The organism is Streptomyces sp. NPDC025721, assembly GCF_055558595.1.
On record NZ_JBVHMF010000004.1, the window covers coordinates 269,133 to 288,246 of the forward strand.

At 73.7% G+C, this 19,114-nt stretch carries 7 protein-coding genes; 3 read left to right on the forward strand and 4 right to left on the reverse strand.

Annotated features, from left to right (window positions below):
• Positions 1-342: 342 nt before the first annotated feature.
• Together ACZ4EF_RS09195 and ACZ4EF_RS09200 are read right to left on the reverse strand one after the other, a co-directional pair.
• Positions 343-1,242 carry an ABC transporter permease gene (locus ACZ4EF_RS09195; protein ID WP_355341444.1) on the reverse strand — a complete coding sequence of 300 codons (900 nt, stop codon included), beginning with the start codon at positions 1,240-1,242 and terminating at the stop codon, positions 343-345.
• Positions 1,239-2,231, reverse strand: a complete 993-nt coding sequence (locus tag ACZ4EF_RS09200; RefSeq protein ID WP_391045981.1) for an ATP-binding cassette domain-containing protein — start codon at positions 2,229-2,231, stop codon at positions 1,239-1,241. Before ACZ4EF_RS09200 ends, ACZ4EF_RS09195 begins: the two co-directional genes overlap by 4 nt.
• 893 nt (positions 2,232-3,124) lie before the next feature.
• Here ACZ4EF_RS09200 and ACZ4EF_RS09205 point away from each other — a divergent pair.
• A complete protein-coding gene (locus ACZ4EF_RS09205) occupies positions 3,125-6,757 on the forward strand; it encodes an AfsR/SARP family transcriptional regulator (protein WP_467503613.1) in 3,633 nt (1,210 codons plus the stop codon).
• A 457-nt stretch (positions 6,758-7,214) separates the two neighbouring features.
• On the opposite strand, the gene ACZ4EF_RS09210 is transcribed toward ACZ4EF_RS09205, so the two are convergent.
• Positions 7,215-7,409 (reverse strand): hypothetical protein, encoded by a 195-nt coding sequence (locus tag ACZ4EF_RS09210; RefSeq protein WP_188281614.1) that lies wholly within the window; start codon positions 7,407-7,409, stop codon positions 7,215-7,217.
• 52 nt (positions 7,410-7,461) lie between these two features.
• Here ACZ4EF_RS09210 and ACZ4EF_RS09215 point away from each other — a divergent pair, with 52 nt between their 5' ends.
• Positions 7,462-8,070, forward strand: a complete 609-nt coding sequence (locus ACZ4EF_RS09215) for a hydroxyisourate hydrolase (RefSeq protein ID WP_467503615.1) — start codon at positions 7,462-7,464, stop codon at positions 8,068-8,070.
• A 10-nt stretch (positions 8,071-8,080) separates the two neighbouring features.
• Here the strand turns inward: ACZ4EF_RS09215 and ACZ4EF_RS09220 are convergent, their stop codons facing one another.
• Positions 8,081-9,499 carry a condensation domain-containing protein gene (locus tag ACZ4EF_RS09220; RefSeq protein WP_467503617.1) on the reverse strand — a complete coding sequence of 473 codons (1,419 nt, stop codon included), beginning with the start codon at positions 9,497-9,499 and terminating at the stop codon, positions 8,081-8,083.
• A gap of 697 nt (positions 9,500-10,196) precedes the next feature.
• Between ACZ4EF_RS09220 and ACZ4EF_RS09225 the strand changes: the two genes are divergently transcribed.
• On the forward strand, positions 10,197-19,082 hold the full coding sequence (locus ACZ4EF_RS09225; protein ID WP_467503619.1) for a type I polyketide synthase: 8,886 nt from the start codon (positions 10,197-10,199) through the stop codon (positions 19,080-19,082).
• Positions 19,083-19,114: the final 32 nt, after the last annotated feature.

Sequence of the window (19,114 nt, forward strand, 5' to 3'; positions counted from 1 at the left end):
CTACGGGGTTTCACGCCCGGTGGGATTCGAACCCACGTCTCACCATGAACAGTGGAAGTACCCGTTGTCCGCGCACCGGACACCGCCGATGCTGCGCCCCCCGAGATCAGGACGGCCGCGGTTCTGCGGGGTTCGAACCCCGCCCACCGGAGTGGTTCTACCACAAAGAAGTAACCGCGACCTGCGCACCGGGAGGTGCTGTTGTCGATCGTCAGCATAGCCACGCGCCCCGAACGCGCCGACTGATTTACCGGCCGCGCGGGCCGCACCGGCCGCGGCTCGCGGGTCGGTAAACCCGTCCGCCCGTGGGTCCGTGAGCCCGTGAGCCCGTCCGTCCGTGGGTCAGGACAGCACGCGGTGCCGGAAGTTGCGCAGGCCCAGGGTGAGGAAGACGGCGCAGGCGGCGATCAGGACCGGGTAGACGGCGAAGAGCGACATGTGGGTGGACTCGGTGAAGGCGGCGCGCATGCCCTCGGTGATGTAGATGAGCGGGTTGACCAGGACCAGGATCTGGAGCCAGTGGAAGCCGCCGAGGTGGACGAGGGAGAGCTTCGTCCACTGGTAGTAGGTGCCGCCGAGGAAGACCAGGGGCAGGACGACGAAGCCGAACATGACGCCGATGTTCTGCGGCTGGAAGGTGGTGCCGAGCATCAGGCCGAGCGAGGTCATGGCGACGCAGGCGAGCGGGATCAGGGTGACCACGATCCACCAGTGGACGGTGAGATGGGCGTGGACGCCGGGCGCGTGGACGACCGCGGCGATCGGGAAGACGATGACCGCCGAGATCAGGGCCTGGACGGCGCCGGACAGCACGCGGGCGACGGCGACCAGCCAGATCGGGCAGGGCGCCTGCACCCGGTCCTCGATCTCGCGGGTGTAGCCGAACTCCTGTGACATCTGGATCGCGACGGACTGGATGCCCTGGAACATGATGCTGATGGCGACGACACCGGGCACGAGGACGGTGGCGAAGTCCGACTCGCCCGTCGATCCCCCGGCGCCGCCGATGCCCTGCCCGATGGTGGGGAAGACGTAGAGGAAGACGAAGACCAGCAGGAACGGCTGGACGAGTGTCCGGGCGACGAACTGCCCGAAGCTCTTCCACAGCACCCGCAGGTCCCGCCGGACGAGCGCGCCGAGGGCGGTACGGCTGGCGGCGGCCACGGAACGGCTCGGCCGTACGGTGACCGGGCGGTGCGTCGGGGACAGCGGCTGCGAGGGTCCGGCCGGTGGTGCGGTCATTCCCTCAGCTCCTTGCCGGTGAGGCTGATGAACACGGTCTCCAGGGAGCTGCGCACGATCGACAGGTCGACCAGTTCGAAGCCGCCCCGCTCGGTGCTGGCGACCACGCGCGGCAGCAGGCGTTCGTCGCCCTGGACCTGGAGTTCGACGCCGCCGTCGACCAGCCGGGTGCGGACGGCGCCCTCGATGTCCCGGGTGAGGCGGGCGGCGAGGGCTTCGTGGTCGCCACTGGCCAGCACGGTGACGATGGTGTCGGCGCCGACTCCCTGCTTGAGGGCTTCCGGTGTGTCGAGGGCGAGGATCTTCCCGTGGTCGATGATCGCCACCCGGTCGCAGAGCTGGTCGGCCTCTTCCATGTTGTGCGTGGTGAGCACGATGGTCTGGCCGTCGGCGATGAGCCCGGCCAGGATCTCCCACAGCGCGAGCCTGCTCTGCGGATCGAGACCGGCCGTCGGTTCGTCCAGGAAGAGGACGGCCGGGCGGTGCATGATCGCGCGCGCCACCAGCAGCCGCTGCGCCATGCCGCCCGACAGGTTGCCCACAGGAGAGGCGGCCCAGCGCGACAGACTGAAGCGTTCCAACGACTCGTCGGCCAGTTCGCGCGACCGTCCGGCGGAGATCCCGAACAGCAGCCCGTGGTAGTAGAGGTTCTCCCACACCGTCAGCGAGCGGTCCAGGGTGTTCTGCTGCGTCACGACCGCGATGACCTGCTTGGCCAGCGCGGGCTGCGCGACGACGTCGATGTCCCCGACGTACGCTTTCCCGCCGGTGGGGACCACGCGCGTGGCGAGCATGCCGATGGTGGTGGTCTTCCCCGCGCCGTTGGGTCCGAGGAGTCCGAAGAACTCCCCGGCGTAGACCTCGAGGTCGAGGCCGTCGACCGCCATGACGGGCGCTTTGGGATACCGCTTGGTGAGCCCGACCGTACGGATCACCGGGGGCCGTCCGCCGCCGGGGCCCGTCCGCTCCACCGCCGCCTCAACCGCCATGTCCCACCTCCCGGCTCCGCTCGACCCGCATGCCCGTCCGCCGTCCGGCCCGCGCCCGTCGGCTGCCCGATCCGTGCGCCCGCTGCTCTCGTCATCGAAACACGCCCCCGTCCGCGCGGCCCGCGACAACGGTCCGACCGGGGGACGTCGGCCGACGCGGGCGGGGGCGTTTATGATGATCGCGAAAAGCGGACCGCCCGCCTCCCGGCGGGGTCCCCGACCGCCGTCGCGGGGGCTGTGAGCGGCCAGAGGAGCGGGGCCGGGGAACAGGACCGGCGCATATGCCCAATGGCCGCGGATTCCCGAAGCGGCAGTACACGGTTGCGAAGAGCCAGTAAAGGACCCATTCGGGAAACTCGTACAGGATTCAAGGGAATGACGGCGTGAATTCATTCATTCTCACACCATCCGGGTGTTCTGAACATTGATCCGGAGGCGGCCAATAGGGTCTCCGGCGGGTCCGGCCGAGGGCCGCGGGCCGGGCGGGCAGGGGGGACAGCGCATGACCGATACCCCACGGGCGGACATACCGGATTCGCAGCCGGAACGTCGCCGTATGTGACGGGGAAAGACGGACAGGACGCTACTTACGCGGAGTGTCGCGACACAAGGCGGCGGGTCGGCGCGCGGCGGGGATCGGCGCCCAAGCGCGGCCCCGGCAGGAAGTCGATGACGCACTCATGTCACACGCGCCCCACTCACCCCAGTGGCTCTCTTCGAAATCAACCATGCTGCTATGGACATCTTGATTTGTGCTGCGTCATGAATGAGAATTCGTCCAATTGAGCGGCACGGAGTACACGCAATAGAGGCCCGCCGCGCACACCGGGGCCTCGCGCGGCGGGACAGCGCACTCACCCGCTCCGTTACCGACAGTAGCCGGGGGTAAATCGTTGGAGTTCTGCATACTCGGGCACCTCGAAGTCTCGGCGAACGGGCGCCCGGTGCAACTCGGCGGTGCCCGCGAGCGGACGGTACTGGCGATGCTGCTCATCGAGGCCGGTCATGTGATCCCGGTGGAACGGCTCATCGACGCCGTGTGGGGCGACGACCCGCCGGCGACCTCGCGTGGGCAGATCCAGATCTGTATCTCCAACCTGCGGCGGCGCATCCTCGCGGGCGGCGGCGAGGACCTGATCGAGACCCGACGGCCCGGCTATCTGCTGCGGGTCCCCGCGGGGACGCTCGACCTGCACCGGTTCGAGGCCGAAGTCCACGAAGGGCAGGCGGCGTTGGCGGCCGGGGACCCGGCCGGGTCGGCCCGCATCCTGCGGGACGCGCTGCAACTGTGGCGCGGTCCCGCGCTCGCCGACGTGGACAGCACGCTGGTGCAGCAGGGAGTGGGGCGGCTCAACGAGCGGCGGCTCGCCGTGCTCGGCGAGAGTCTGAAGTCCGGGCTGATCGCGGGTGAACAGCACCGGCTGATCGGCGAGTTGACGTCCCTCGCGGCCGAGTATCCGCTGCACGAGCACTTCAGGGCGCTCCTGATGATCGCGCTCTACGCGGCGGGGCGGCAGGCGGAGGCGCTGGACGCGTACCGCAAGGTGCGTGAGGAATTGCAGAGCGAACTGGGCATCGACCCGGGCAGTGAACTGCGCGGCCTGCACCGGGCGATGCTCGCCGGTACGTTCTCGCTGCCGGGCGCGGAGCCGGACGAGACGACGTCGGGGCGTTCGACGAGCCGGGACAGCCGGGACCACGACGGTCAGGGGCGTCAGCCGCAGCACCGCGAAGACCAGCGGCGCGACGATCAACACCGGGACGACCAGCGGCGGGAGGACCAGCGGCGCGACGAACAGCGCCGGGCCGACCAGCGGCGCGATGATCAAAGGCGCGACGACCCCCGCCGGGACGACTACCGCCGGGACGAACGCCGACGCGACGAGCAGCGCCGCGACGAACACGGGCGGGACGAACACGGGCGGGACGACCCGCGCCGTGACGACTACCGCGCGGACGAACACCGGCGCGACGAACCCCGCCGCGATCAGTGGGACCGCATGGAGCGGGACCGCGACGACCGGTACGGAGACCGGGACGATCCGACGGGCAGCGCGCCCGCGGAGTCGGCCCGGCCGCCCACCTCGGCGGGCGCCCCCATGCCCGGCGCCCGCGCCGACCCGGAGGGCGCCTCGGACCAGGCGCGCGGCCAGGCCGAAGGGCAGTCGCCGCACCAGCCGCCGGCCGAGGAGCCCAAGCGGCGCGCGCCGAGCCTGCTGCCCGCCGACATCCCGGACTTCACCAGCCGCAGCGAGACCGTGAACGACATCGTGCGGCAGATCGGCGGCGACCAGCGCCACCGCAGCGACCAGGCGGTGCCCGTCTGCGTGATCGTCGGACAGGGCGGCGCGGGCAAGACGACGCTGGCCGTGCATGTCGCGCACCTGCTCACCCAGGACTTTCCCGACGGCCAGCTCTTCGCGCACCTGCGGGTCGGCGACCGTCCGGCGAACCCGTCCGACATCCTGGAGCGCTTCCTGCGGGCGCTCGGTGTCGTCGGCCCCAGCCTGCCCAAGTCCCTTGAGGAACGCGCCGAGCTCTTCCGCGACCTGGTCAGCGGGCGGCACGTACTGGTCGTGCTGGACGACGCCATGACGGAGCGTCAGGTCACCTGGCTGCTGCCCGGAAGCGCCGACTGCTCGGTGATCGTGACGAGCCGTCAGCGGCTCACCGGACTGCCCACCGCGGGCCGGGTGGAGATCGGCGCGCTCAGCGAGAGCGGGGCCGCCGCGCTGCTCGCCCGCTACATCGGTGAGGCGCGGGTGGTCGCGGAGGCGGAGAGCGTCAGCGAACTCTCCCAGCTCTGCGGCCGGTTGCCGCTGGCGTTACGGATCTCGGCGGCGCGGCTGGCGGCCCGTCCGCACTGGAGCGTCGCCGACCTCGTCGACCGGCTGCTCGACGAGTCCCGCAGGCTGGACGAGTTGAACCACGGTGAGATGCAGGTCAGGGCCAGCATCTCGCTGACGTACGACAGCCTGCCGGACGACGCCCGGCTGCTCTTCCGCCGTCTCGCCCTGCTCGACGTGCCCAACTTCGCGGCCTGGGTGGGCTCCCCGCTGCTCCAGGTCGACGTGCTGCGCGCGCAGGAGGCGCTCGAAGTCCTGGCGGAGGCGTATCTGATCGACGCCACGCCAGGTCCCGGCGGCCATGTCCGCTACAGCTTCCACGACATCATGCGGCCCTTTGCGCAGGAGCGGCTGGCGGAGGAGAGTTCCGAGGAGCGGCTGGGCGCGCTGGAGCGCTGGCTCGGCGCGCTGCTGTCGCTGACCGGTGAGGCGCACCGCCGCGAGTACGCGGGCGGCTATCTGGAACGGCGCAGTTCGGCGGAGCGCTGGCGGCTGCCCGACCGTCTGGTGGAGCGGCTGCTGTCCGACCCGCTGGCCTGGTACGAGCAGGAGCGTACGTCGATCGTGGCGGCCGTGCGGCAGGCGTCGGCGGCCGGACTCGTCGAGCACTGCTGGGACCTGGCGCTCAGCTCGGTGACGCTCTTCGAGGCGTACTCGTACTTCGGCAACTGGCGCGAGACGCACGAGATCGCGCTCAAGGCGGCCTGCCGGGCGGGCGATCAGCACGGCGAGGCGGCGATGCGCTACTCGCTGGGCTCACTGCACATGTTCGAGCAGAGCACGGACCCGGCGATGCGGCAGTTCGAGCGGGCGCACACGCTCTACCACGAACTCGGCGACGAGCACGGCGCGGCGCTCGTACTGCGCAACATGGCCTATCTGGACCGGCTGACCGGTGACATCGCGTCGGCGCAGGAGCGGTGGGAGGAGGCGCTGGGCGTCTTCCAGGTCACCGGCGACCGGATCGCCGAGGCGCACGTCCTGCACAACATGGCCCAGGTGCACGTGGACTGCGGTGAAACGGCTACGGCGCTGCGGCTGTTGGAGCGCGCCGAGGCGATCTGCCACGAGGTCGGCAACCGCCGGGTCACCGCTCAGGTGCAGAACCGGCTGGGCGCGCTGCACCTGCGGGTCGGGCGGCTGGACGACGCGCATGTCGCCTACACGCGTGTGCTGGACAGTGTGCGGGTGACCGGCGACAAGGTCGGCGAGTGCTACGCGCTGCTGGGTCTGGCGACGGTCGACCTGCGCCGCGGCGAGCCGGGTTCCGCGCGGGCGATGCTGACCGAGGCGCTCGAACTGGCGGTACAGGCCGGCGCCCGCATGGTGGAGAGCCGGATCGCGCTGGCGCTCGCCGAGGCGCTGCTCACCTCGGACGTCGAGGCGGCGCCGGAGTACGTCGAGCGCGCGCTGACCGGCTTCGAGGCGATCGGCGCGACGTTGGACAAGGCGCGCGCGATGGTGCTGCGCGGCCGGGTGCACGCGGCGTCCGGCCGTCCGCAGGGCGCGCGTGCCGACTGGCAGGCGGCGGCGGGCATGCTGACCGGGCTGCGGACGGACAAGGGCGGTGTCGCGCTGGTCGAGGAGGTGCGGCGGCTGCTGCGCACGCTGGCCGACGGGGGCGCCGACGCGGGTGTCACCGCGGCGCAGCTTCCGGCGGAGGCCGAGCTGCACAGCTGAACGGCTTAGGAGTCGCCGGGGAGTTGGGGGAACGCCAGCTCCCGGCAGGGGGCCTGCCGGGTCGGCGGTGTTTCCGGTCGGCGTGAAGGTGCGGCCGACCGGGCGTCGTGGAGCGGGGGCGCCCGCCGATGCGGGCAGGGAGAATCCGGGCAGCCGGTAGCACCGGGTGTCACGGGGTGGAAGGCGCCCAGCCGTGTGGGCGGCCCGGGGTCACGGGCGTCATGGTGCGGAGGTACCCGAGAGCGCGGGCGGGTGGGGGTGCCGGATCTCCGACGGTGCGGGATGCCCGTGTCGGCACGGGCTTCGTGGGGAGACGATTCGCCGGATCGAACCGGGGCGCCGTGAGAAAGGGCTCATCCGGCCGACCGAGCGGCGGTCGTCGTGGGGTGGAGCTGGGGAAGCGATGGTGCGCGGTGCGGTGGTACGGGGTGCCGGGCCGCGAGGGCCGCGGCGGAGGTCAGTCCCAGATGGTGTTGTCCGTGGAGGCGGTGGGGGTGGGGGTCGGCTTCGGCGTTCCGCCGTCGACACGTACGACCGAGGTGTGGCCGTTCGTGGACGAGTGCGTCGAGGTGACCGCGACGGCGACGCCGCCCGTGAGGGTGACGAGCAGGGCGGCGGCGGTGATGCTGCGGCGGAAGGCGCGAACCGTCATGATGCCATCTCCAAGTCTGTGGGGCCGCCGGTTCAGGTGTCCCGGTGGCTCGATGACTTCATGGTTCGGTGGACCGCTTTCGGTCCGTCCTCGCCCGGCTATCACGGTCGCTATCACGTCGCTCTCACCCGACCGCCGCAGGTCGGCGCGGGGCTCGGCGCGGCGGTCCGGCTCTCGCCCCGCCCTCGTTTCGCTATCGTCGGGGGCCGCCGGTCCTATCGTCCCGGGCCGCCGGAGCGATGGCGGAACGATAGGGGCATCCCCCAACGTCGTGGCCACCCAGGCGCGACACCGCAAAAGGCGCGCCCGAACCCGGAAGCGGGACCCCGTGAGTCTTTGCGTGCACATCGTGGACAGTGCGTTCGGCGTACCGGCAGCGGACGTCGACGTCCTGCTGCGCCAGCCCGCCGGAGACGACTGGCGTGAGCTGGTGCGCGGGCGCACCGGTCAGGACGGCCGGCTGGCGATGCTCGGTGACCGGAACATCCAGCCGGGCATCTACCAGGTGGTCTGCGACCTGGACGCGTACTACGCCGTCCTCGGCTCGCTGCCCCTGCACCCCCGGGCCATCGTCGAGTTCCGGGTGACCGAGTCCGACGCGGACATCCACCTGCCGATCGTGGTCTCCACGCACTCCTTCCTGAGCTACCGCGGCGCCTGAGGCACCACGACTACCCCTTGGCGAGGGCCGGTTGACGCGGGAACAGATCGGCTCCCAGCTCCCCCCTCGCCCGTCCGTCGTCCAGCAGGGCGCCGACCGTGGCCTCCGGCTCGGTGGCCGCGCGCAGCGCCCCGAGCGCGATGGTCCGCAGGACGGCGGTGACATCCTCCTCGCCGAGCACGTCGGGGTCGGACCGCAGCGTCAGCTCCACCTGGTGAGCCCCTTCGGCGTTGACCCGGAGATAGAACGGGTGACCCGCCTCGCGGGCCGGGGGCGTCCAGGTCAGGGACGCGTCGGACGGGACATCGGCCCGGTCCCGCGCCGGTACGGGCGGCGGTGACGATGCCGACGGTACGTCGGCGGACGGCTCCGATTCCGCCACGTAGTTGAACCAGCAGTCGTGGACGAAGAGCGAGCCGTCCGGCCCCGGTGCCTCGGCGGCCAGCCGCGCCGCCGCGTCGACGTCGTAACTGCCGTGGCGGTAGGCCAGCAGCGAGCTGAGATGCGCGCGCTTGAGGAAGCCGGACAGCGGCGCGTCCGGGTCCACCGCGCAGAGCAGCGGCACCAGTTGGTTCATGGTGCTGACGACGGGCTGCCACAGCGGGTCGAAGCGGTTGGCGCACATCAGGCTCAGCATGATCCGGTTCCGGGACAGCACTCCGGAAAGGGCCGCGCCGGTCAGCGCGGTCAGAACGCTCTGCGGCGACACCCGGTGTGCGGAGGCGGCGTCCGCGACCAGCGCGGCGAGCCGCGGGGAGCGCAACGTCGCCTGGATGCGGCGCTCGTCGGGACCGGGCGTCCGGGCGGGCAGATTGCTCAGCGGGCCGCCCGCCAGGATCTTCTTCCAGTACTTCTCGGCGCCGCGGCGGTGGCCCGCCCAGGCGTCGCCGTGCTGGAGGACGGCCAGCTCGCGCGGCGCGGGCCCCGGCCGGCCGTCGGCCGCCGGGTCCCCGCCGCCCCTGGCCGCCAACTCCTTGAGCTGCCTTTCCAGTTCGCGGATCGCCCAGACGTCCACCACCATGTGCGACATCGACACGGCCAGATAGCGGGGGCGGCCCGCGGCGCATATCAGCGTGCCGTGCCAGCCGGGGTCGCCGACGACGGGGAAGGGCCGCGCGTACAGCTCGCGCAGCACCCGCGCGCCGTCCTGCGGGGTCACCGACGGCAGGTCCAACCGGTCCAGCCGGAGCGGGACTTCGGGGTGGACGCGCTGGAAGGGCCGGCCGTCGGCATCGGTGTGGAACGTCGTCCGCAGGCTTTCGTGACGGTACGTCAGGACGCGCAGGGCGCGGTCGATCGCGGGCGCCTGAAGTCCCTCGACGTCCCACAGGGCGGGGACGTTCACCTCCATCAGCCGGTCGGTGGCGAAGGTTTCTATCGATCGCCAGGTCGACAACTGGCCGAAGGTGAGCGGGGCGTCGACGGGCATGGTCCCTCCGTGGCATGAGGTGGGGCACGAGGCGTGGCGTGAGGCGGTGGTCCGGCGTGGCGTGAGGCCGTCGTGCGCCGAAAAGCGGTCGGTGATCGGTGGTCGGCGGGCTGCTGGCTCCGGGCCGCGCTACGGGTTCGCGTACGGCCCCTCCCCCCGCGCCCGTCGGCGCGGGGAGGAAGGTGACGAGCCGCGCGGCGCGTGGAACGCGACGGCTCAGCGACAGACGGTGCCGCGCGCGTGGCTCACGGCCGTGCAGACGACCCGGGTGCAGACCACCCGCGTACAGACCACCTTGCGCATTTGCTTCACCTCCTCCCGCACATCGCTCCTGACGGTTTTCCGGCGGCCCTTTCGCCGCATCACACACTTATTCATGGGTCGCTTCTCCTTGTCCATACGCGCGCGTTGGCATCAAGTTCGCGGTATTCCCTGCCACCGCGTTCGGAGCGAACTTCCTTGACCCGCCAGGGCCGTGGAGTCCACGCTTCTGCCATGCCCGGAACAGCCGGGGCCACCGGTGAAGACCACGCCGGCCGCCCCGGTCGTATTTCCCGGTCCTGAGCAGCGGAATGCGTTTACCGAACCGTCAGGGCCCGCGAAGAGAAACACGAAGAAGAAATTCACGGCAATGCGCCGCAGTGCGTGCGATGCCGGGCGATGCGTTCTGGAACAGCCAATCCTCGAAAGGTGGGTCATGTCCGCTCTGACTGAACGGTTCACGGCCGCGGAGCCGGTCGCCGTCATCGGCATGTCCTGCCGGCTGCCCGGCGCGAAGAGCCCCGAGGAGTTCTGGCGGCTGCTGAGCGAAGGCCGCGAAGCGGTCGGCGAGGCCCCGGCGGACCGGCGCCAGACGGACGGTACGGCGGGATCGACGGCGGCCGGTGCCGCGGACGGCACCGGCCGGGCCAGGCGCGGCGGATACATCGCCGACGTGGACCGTTTCGACGCCGCCTTCTTCGGCCTCTCCCCGGCCGAGGCCGCGGCGATGGACCCGCAGCAGCGGCTCGTCCTGGAGCTGGCGTGGGAGGCGATCGAGCACGCCCGGATCGTCCCCTCGACCCTGCACGGCACGGCGGCCGGAGTCTTCATCGGCGCCATCACCGGCGACTACGCGCTGGTCCACGACCGGCTCGGCGGCCAGGGGATCAGCAGGCACAGCGTCACCGGCACCCACCGCAGCATCATCGCCAACCGGGTCTCGCACCTGCTCGGCCTGCGCGGCCCCAGCCTCACCGTCGACTCCGGCCAGTCCTCCGCCCTGGTCGCCGTGCGGCTGGCCTGCGAGGAGCTGCGTCGCGGCACCGCGCGGACGGCGCTGGCGGGCGGGGTGAACCTGAATCTGCTCGGCGAGAGCGACCGGGCCCTGGAGCGCTTCGGCGCCCTGTCCCCCGACGGCCGCTGCCACACCTTCGACGGCCGGGCCAACGGTTACGTACGCGGCGAGGGCGGCGGTGTGGTGCTCCTCAAGCCGCTGTCGGCCGCGCTCGCCGACGGCGACACCGTGCACTGCGTCATCCTCGGGGGCGCCGTCAACAGCGGCACAGGAGAGCACCTGACCGTTCCCGACCCCGAGGCGCAGCGCGAGGTCGTCCGGCTGGCCTGCCGCGACGCGGGAGTCGCGCCCGCCGAGATCGCCTACGTGGAGCTGCACGGCACCGGTACGGCGGTCGGCGACCCGATCGAGGCGGCCGGTCTCGGGGCCTCGCTGGAGACCGAGTCCCGGGTGGCGCACGGCGCCCCGCCGCTGCTGGTCGGCTCGGCCAAGACCAACGTCGGCCACCTGGAGGGCGCGGCCGGCATCGTCGGTCTGCTGAAGGTGGCGCTCAGCATCGGCCACCGCACGCTCCCGCCCAGCCTGAACTTCACCTCGCTCCACCCGGCCATCGCGGCCGAGCAGCAGGGCATCGAGGTGGTCACCGCCGCCCGTCCGTGGCCCGGCTCCCCCGACAGCCGCCCGACCGCGGGCGTCAGCGCCTTCGGTATGGGCGGTACCAACTGCCACCTGATCCTGGCGGCGGCGCCCGAGACCGCGCCGAACGGGACTGCGGCGCCCCGGACCGTGCCGAACGAGACCGCGCCGGACGAGACCGTCGCGGACGACAGCCCCGAGGTCCGCCGCGACTGCGACGCCGACGCGGCCCCGACCACCCCCTGGCTCCTGTCGGCCCGCTCCCCGCGCGGCCTGACCGCCCAGGCGGACCGGCTCGCCGCCCACCTCGCCACGCGGCCCGACGTACCGGCGCGGGACGTCGCGCTGTCCCTGCTGCGCACCCGCTCGGCCTTCGACCACCGCGCCGTCGTCCTCGGCGCGGGCCGCCCCGAACTGGACACGCTGCTCGCCGAGTTGGCGGCGGGCCGACCCCACAGCGAGGTCGTCACCGGGCACACCGCGACCGGCGGCGTGGGATTCGTCTTCCCGGGCCAGGGCTCCCAGTGGTGGGGCATGGCGCGCGAACTGCTGGAGATCGACGGCCCGTTCGCCGACCGGATCGCCGAGTGCGCCCGCGCGCTGGCCCCGTACACCGACTACGACTTGGTGGACGTGGTGCGCGGTGCGCCCGGCGCGCCCGGCTTCGAGCGGCTCGACGTGGTGCAGCCCGCGCTGTGGGCCGTGATGGTCTCGCTCGCCGAGGTGTGGCGCGCGGCCGGGGTCGAACCGGACTTCGTCATCGGCCACTCCCAGGGCGAGATCGCCGCCGCGACCGTCATCGGCGCGCTCTCCCTGGACGACGGGGCCCGCGTGGTGGCCCTGCGCAGCCAGGTGCTGCTCCAGGTCACCGGCGGCCGGATGCTGTCGGTGTCCGCGCCGCTCGCCATGGTCGAGGAACGGCTGGCGGCCTACGGGGCGGCGACCCTCAGCGTGCTCAACAGCCCCACCTCCGCGGTCGTCTCCGGACCGCTGGACACGCTCACCGAGCTGGCCGCGAGCTTCGACGCCGACGGCTTCCGCACCAAGGTCCTCAAGATCGACTACGCCTCGCACTCCCCCGCCGTGGAAGTCATCCGCGAGCAGGTGCTCGACGTGCTCGCACCGGTCCGGCCGGTCGCCGTCGACACCCCCTTCTACTCCTCGCTGACCGGCGGCCGGGTCGAGGACACCTCGGAGCTCGACGGCGACTTCTGGTACCGCAATCTGCGCCACGCCGTCCGCTTCACCGACGCCACCCGCTCCGCGCTCGCCGACGGCAACGGCCTGTTCGTCGAGTGCAGCCCGCACCCGGTGCTGCGGCACGCGATCGAGGAGACCGCGGAGGAGGCGGGCCACGAGGCCGCCTCCGTGCCCACCCTGCGCCGCGAGGAGGGCGGCCCCGCGCAGGTGCTGCGCGCCCTCGCCGGTGCCTACGTACACGGCGCCGACGTCGACTGGGCGCCCGTCGCGGCCGTACCGGGAGCCCGTACGACGGACCTGCCCACGTACGCCTTCCAGCGCGAGCGGCACTGGCTGGGCGGGGCGCCGATCCTCGGCGCGGCGGCCGGTCCCGGTGCCGCCGGCACCGCGGGACCCTCGGACGCGGCCCCGGCGCCCGTGGCGGTCCGCACTCCCGAGGCCGTACGCGATCTGGTCTCCGCGAGCACCGCCGCGGTCCTCGGGCACGCGGACGGCAGCGCGATCGACCCGCGCCGCAGCTTCAAGGACCTCGGCCTGGACTCGCAGGGCACCGTCGAGCTGCGCAACCGGCTCAAGGACGCCACCGGTCTGAAGCTGCCGACGACGCTGCTCTTCGAGTTCCCGACGCCGAAGCGGCTGGCCGAGCGACTGGCGGAGCTGACAGCGCAGTTGACGCCGCAGACGCCCGAGGCGGACGGCGCGGGCGTGCGGCCCGCCCCCAACAGCGTGACCAGCGACGGCACTTCCGCCGACACCGCCGCCGACACCGGTACGTCCGCCGGTTCCAGCGTCGACCCCGACGCGCCCGAGCCGATCGCCGTCGTCGCCATGAGCTGCCGCTACCCCGGCGGGGTCAGTACCCCGGAGGAGCTGTGGCAGCTCGTCGCGGACGGCACCGACGCGGTCACCGGGCTGCCCGCCGACCGCGGCTGGGACCTGGACGCACTGCTCGGCGCGGGCCCCGACCGGCCCGGCGCCCTGACCACCGTCGGCGGCGGATTCCTGCACGAGGCACCGGAGTTCGACGCCGCCTTCTTCGGCATCAGCCCCCGCGAGGCGCTCGCGATGGACCCGCAGCAGCGGCTGCTGCTGGAGACGTCGTGGGAGGCCGTCGAGCGGGCGGGCATCGACCCGGCCGCGCTCGCCGGGCAGCCGGTCGGCGTCTTCTTCGGCTCGATGGCCTCCGACTACGGCCCCCCGCTGCACCGGCCGAACGGCGGCGGTGACGGCCACCTGCTCACCGGTACGGCGCTCAGCGTCATCTCCGGCCGGGTCGCGTACACCCTCGGCCTGCGCGGCCCCGCGCTGACCGTCGACACGGCCTGCTCGTCCTCCCTGGTCGCCCTGCACCTGGCGGTCCGCGCCCTGCGCGGCGGCGAGTGCCCGATGGCGCTGGCGGGCGGCGTGACGGTGATGTCGACGCCCGGCAATCTGGTGGAGTTCAGCAGGCAGCACGGACTCGCCGCGGACGGCCGGGCCAAGGCGTTCTCGGCCGACGCGGACGGCACGTCCTTCTCCGAGGGCGCGGGGGTGCTGCTTCTGGAGAAACTCTCCGACGCCCGCCGCAACGGCCACCCGGTGCTCGCCGTCATCCGCGGCACCGCCGTCAACCAGGACGGTGCGAGCAACGGCCTCACCGCGCCCGACGGTCAGGCCCAACGCGCCCTCGTAAGGCAGGCGTTGGCCGACGCGCGGCTCACGGCCGACGACGTCGACGCCATCGAGGCGCACGGCACCGGCACCTCCCTCGGCGACCCCGTCGAGGCCAACGCGCTGATCGACACCTACGGCAGCGCGCCGGGCGGCGGCGACCCCGCCGCCGCGCGACCGGTCTGGCTCGGCTCGGTGAAGGCCAACATCGGTCACACGCAGGCCGCCGCGGGTGTGGCGGGCGTCATCAAGATGGTGCAGGCGCTGCGCCACGAGACGCTGCCGCGCACGCTCCACGCCGACGAGCCGACGCCGCGCGCCGACTGGGACGCCGGACGGATCAGGCTGCTCACCGAGCAGCGGGCCTGGCCGCGCGGGGAGCGGGTCCGCAGGGCCGCCGTCTCCTCCTTCGGCATCAGCGGCACCAACGCCCACGTGGTCGTGGAGGAACCGGCCGCGGCCGACCTTCCCGCTGAGCGGACGGACCGTCAGGACACTTTCGCTCAGCGCCTGTTGGCCTGGCCGGTCACCGCCCGCACCCCCGAGGCGCTGCGGCACCAGGCCCAGCGGCTGACCGGCGCCGTCGCCGACAGGCGTCCCGAGGACGTCGCCCGCACGCTGGCCGCCCGTACCGTCTTCGAGCAGCGCGCCGTCGTCCTCGGCGCCGGGACCGACGAGCTGATCGCGGGGCTGCGCGCCCTCGCCGACGGCGACCCGGCCGGGCCCGGCACCGTCTCCGGTACGGCCAGGGGCCGCGCCCGGACGGCGCTGCTCTTCACCGGGCAGGGCGGCCAGCGGCTCGGCATGGGACGCGAACTGCACGCCGCCTTCCCGGTGTTCGCGGCGGCGTACGACGAGATCTGCGCGGCCTTCGACCCCTACCTCGACCGCCCGCTGCGCGAGGTGCTGTGGGCCGAGCCCGACGGACCCGACGCGGTCCTGCTGGACGAGACCCGCTACACCCAGCCCGCGCTCTTCGCCTTCGAGACGGCCGCGTGGCGGCTGCTGCGCTCCCTCGGCGTCGAGGCCGACGTCGTGGCGGGGCACTCGGTCGGCGAGTACGCGGCGGCCTGCGCGGCCGGGGTGTGGCAACCGGCCGACGCCGTACGGCTGGTGGCCGCGCGCGGCCGGCTGATGCAGGAACTCCCGCGCGGCGGAGCGATGTTCGCCGTCGCCGCGAGCGAGGAGGAGATCCGCGGCACGCTGGCGGAGCCGCGGTACGCGGCGCGGGCCGTGGGCCTGGCCGCCGTCAACGGCCCGCTGAGCTGCGTGATCTCCGGCGAGGAGCAGACCTGCGAGGCCATCGCGCGGCAGTGGGCCGACGCGGGCCGCCGCACCAAGCGGCTCACCGTCAGCCACGCCTTCCACTCGCCGCTGATGGACCCGATGCTCGACGCCTTCCGGCGGGAGATCGCCGCGACCACCCTCGCCGAACCCCAACTCCCCTACGAGGCCGCCCTGGGCGCCGACCGCTCCTGGACCGACCCCGCCTACTGGGTGGACCAGATCCGGGACACGGTGCTCTTCGCGCCGGTCGTGGACCGGCTGGCCGCCGCCGGTACCGGCGTGCTGTTCGAGGTCGGACCGCAGGCGGTGCTCACCCCGATGGCCCGCGAGAGCCTGGCCGCGCGGCCCGGCAGCGTCGTACCGCTGGTCCGGCGCGGCCGGGACGAACAGGACGCTCTCCTGCGGGGCCTGGCCGAGGCGTTCGCCGCCGGAGCCACCGTCGACTGGGCCGCCACCGCGGCGGACGGTGCCCGTACCGAGCTGCCCACCTACGCCTTCGACCGGCGCCGGTTCTGGCTCACCGACGCGGGGCCCGACGCGGGCTCGACCGCCCGCACCTCGCTGCTGCGCCGCGCGACCACCGTCGCGGCCGACGGCGGCCACCTGCTCGGCGGACGGCTCTCGCTGCGCTCCACGCCGTGGCTGGCCGACCACGCCATCGGCGGCACCGCCGTCGTCCCCGGTACGGCGCTGGTCGAATGCGCCCTCCAGGCGGCGGAGTTGGCCGGGGCCGAGGCGGTCGGCGGACTCACCCTGCTCACCCCGCTGGTCCTGCCGCCACTGGGCGCGGTCGAGGTCCAGGTCGCCGTCGGCGGCGAGGACGCGGACGGGCGGCGCGCGCTGACCGTCCACGCCAGGCCCGCCGACGACACCGACGCGCCGTGGACGGCGCACGCCACCGGCCACCTGACGGCCTCGGCGGACGCCGCCCCCGACGACGGCTGGGCCGCGGTCTGGCCGCCGGCCGGAGCCGAGACGGTCGACCTCACCGACGTGTACGGGCGGCTCGCCGCCGCGGGTTACGGCTACGGCCCCGCCTTCCAGGGCCTCACCGGCGCCTGGCGTGCGGGCGACGACCTCTACGCGGAGGTCCGGCTGCCCGAGGACGTACAGTCCGCCGCGGCCGACTTCGCCGTGCACCCGGCCCTGCTCGACGCCGCCCTGCACATCCTCGTCCTGGAGGCCAGGAACGCCTCGTCGGCGGGCCGCCCTGTCCCCTTCTCCTTCACGTCCGTCACCGTCCCCGCGCCCGGAACCGACGCCCTGCGCGTACGGCTCACCGCGAGCGACGCCTCCGGCGACGGCACCCGGATGTCCCTGTGCGACACGGCGGGACGCCCGGTGGGCGAGGTGACGGTGAGCATGCGCAACGCCCCCGAGGGCTTCGGCCTCACGGCGACCTCGGCCCCCAAGGACATCGGCCTGTACGACATCGCCTGGGTCCCGGCCGCCGCGTCCCCGGCCCCGTCCTCCGAGGACTCAGCGCCCTGGGCGGTGCTCGGCTCCGCCGCCGCCGAACCCGTGGCCGCGGCCCTGCGCTCCTCCGGCCGCCCCGCCTCGGTACTCGCCGACATCGACACCCCCCGCACGGGCGCCGCCCCGGCCGTCCTGGTCATCCCCGCACCCGAGGACCCGACGCCCGAGGGCCCGACGCCCGAGGGCCCGACGCCCGAGGGCCCGACATCCGAGGAACCGGCAGCGTCCGGCGGCCTCCCCTCGACCGTGCGCCGCGTCCTCGCGGACACCCTCGACCTCGTACGGCGACGCGTCGCCGACCCCGAACTGGCCGGCACCCGGCTGCTCTTCCTCGCCGACCCCGACTCGCTGACCGGCGGCCCGCTCTGGGGCCTGATCAGGTCGGCCCAGACCGAGCACCCCGATGCCTTCGCCCTGGCCGACGCGAGCGGTACGGCGCCGGACGAATGGCCGCTGCTGGCAGCCGCGTTGCACCAGGCGGAGCCGCAGACGGCCGTCCGCGACGGCGCCCTGCTGGTCCCCCGGCTCACCCTCCGCGAGACCGAGACCGAGACCCAGACCGAGACCCACACCAGCACCGGCACCGGCACCGGCACCGGCACCGAGCCGGTCGACGGCGCGCGGACCGTGGACACCCCGGACCCCGGAAGCGCCCTCGGCACCGGCACGGTCCTGATCACCGGCGGTACCGGCGGACTCGGCGCGCGCCTCGCCGCGCACCTCGTGGCACGGCACGGCGCGCGGGACCTGCTCCTGGTCTCGCGGCGCGGCCCGGCGGCCGAAGGGGCCGACGAGCTGGTCGCCGCGCTCGAAGCGCGCGGCGCGGCCGTACGGGTCGCGGCGTGCGACGTGGCGGACCGGGCGGCGCTGACCGCGGTGCTGGACTCGATCGCGGACGACAAGCCGCTGACCGCGGTGGTGCACACCGCGGGCGTGCTCGACGACGGCGTGGTCGCGCGGCTCGACGGTGAGCGGCTGGGGAACGTGCTGCGGCCCAAGGCGGACGCGGCGTGGCTGTTGCACGAGGCGACGGCGGACCTGCCGCTGGCGGCGTTCGTCCTGTACTCGTCCGTGGCGGGCGTGCTCGGGACCGCGGGGCAGGCGGGTTACGCCGCCGCCAACGGCTTCCTGGACGCGCTGGCCGTCCACCGCAGGGCGGCGGGGCTGCCCGCGACCTCGGTCGCGTGGGGCCTGTGGTCCGCGGAGGCCGGGATGGCCACGGCGCTGAGCGCGGTGGACCAGGCGCGGCTGGCACGGATCGGCACGCTGCCGCTCGGCCAGGAGGAGGGTCTGGCGCTCTTCGACGCGGCGCTGGCCGCCGACCTGGCGGGCGGCCGTACGGTGGCGGCCCGTTGGGACCTGACCGGGCTGCGGGCCCGCGCGGCCTCCAGCGGGTCACCCGTACCGCCGCTGTTGCGCGGCCTGGTGCCGGCGCCGCGCCCGGCACGCCGGACGGCCTCCGTCCGGCCCGCCGCGCCCGGTGCGACGGCGCCCGCGCCCGCCGCGGGTCAGGGCGGACTCGCCGGGAAGCTGGCGGGGCTCGACCGGGAGGCGGCGCACGCGGTGCTGCTCGACCTGGTCAGGGAGCGCGCCGCGCTCGTCCTCGGGCACGACAGGGCCGACCGGATCGAGGTCGACCGGCCCTTCACGGAGCTGGGCTTCGACTCGCTGGCCGCGGTGGAACTCCAGGAGGGCCTGGGCCGGATGACCGGCGTGCCGCTCCCGGCGACGCTGACCTTCGACCACCCGACCGTCGCGGACGTGGCGGCCCGGCTCGCCGCGGACTTCGCACCGGCCGAGCCCGTACCGGTGGGCGACCGGCTGTGGGGCACCCTCGGCGACGCGCTGTCCGCGCTGCTCGACGGCGGCGCCGCGGCCGAGGGCCCGGCCGACCCCGACGAGCGCGACCGCACCGAGGCGCTGCTCCAGGCGGCGCTGAGCCGGCTGCGCGACGGCGGCGAGGGACCGGGGCGGCTCCTGAGCCCGGCACTGCCCGGCGGCGGCCTCGAAACCGTCTCGGACGAGGACCTCTTCGACTTCATCGACAACCAACTCTGACATTCGCGGCAACCCGACTTCGTACTGGAGGA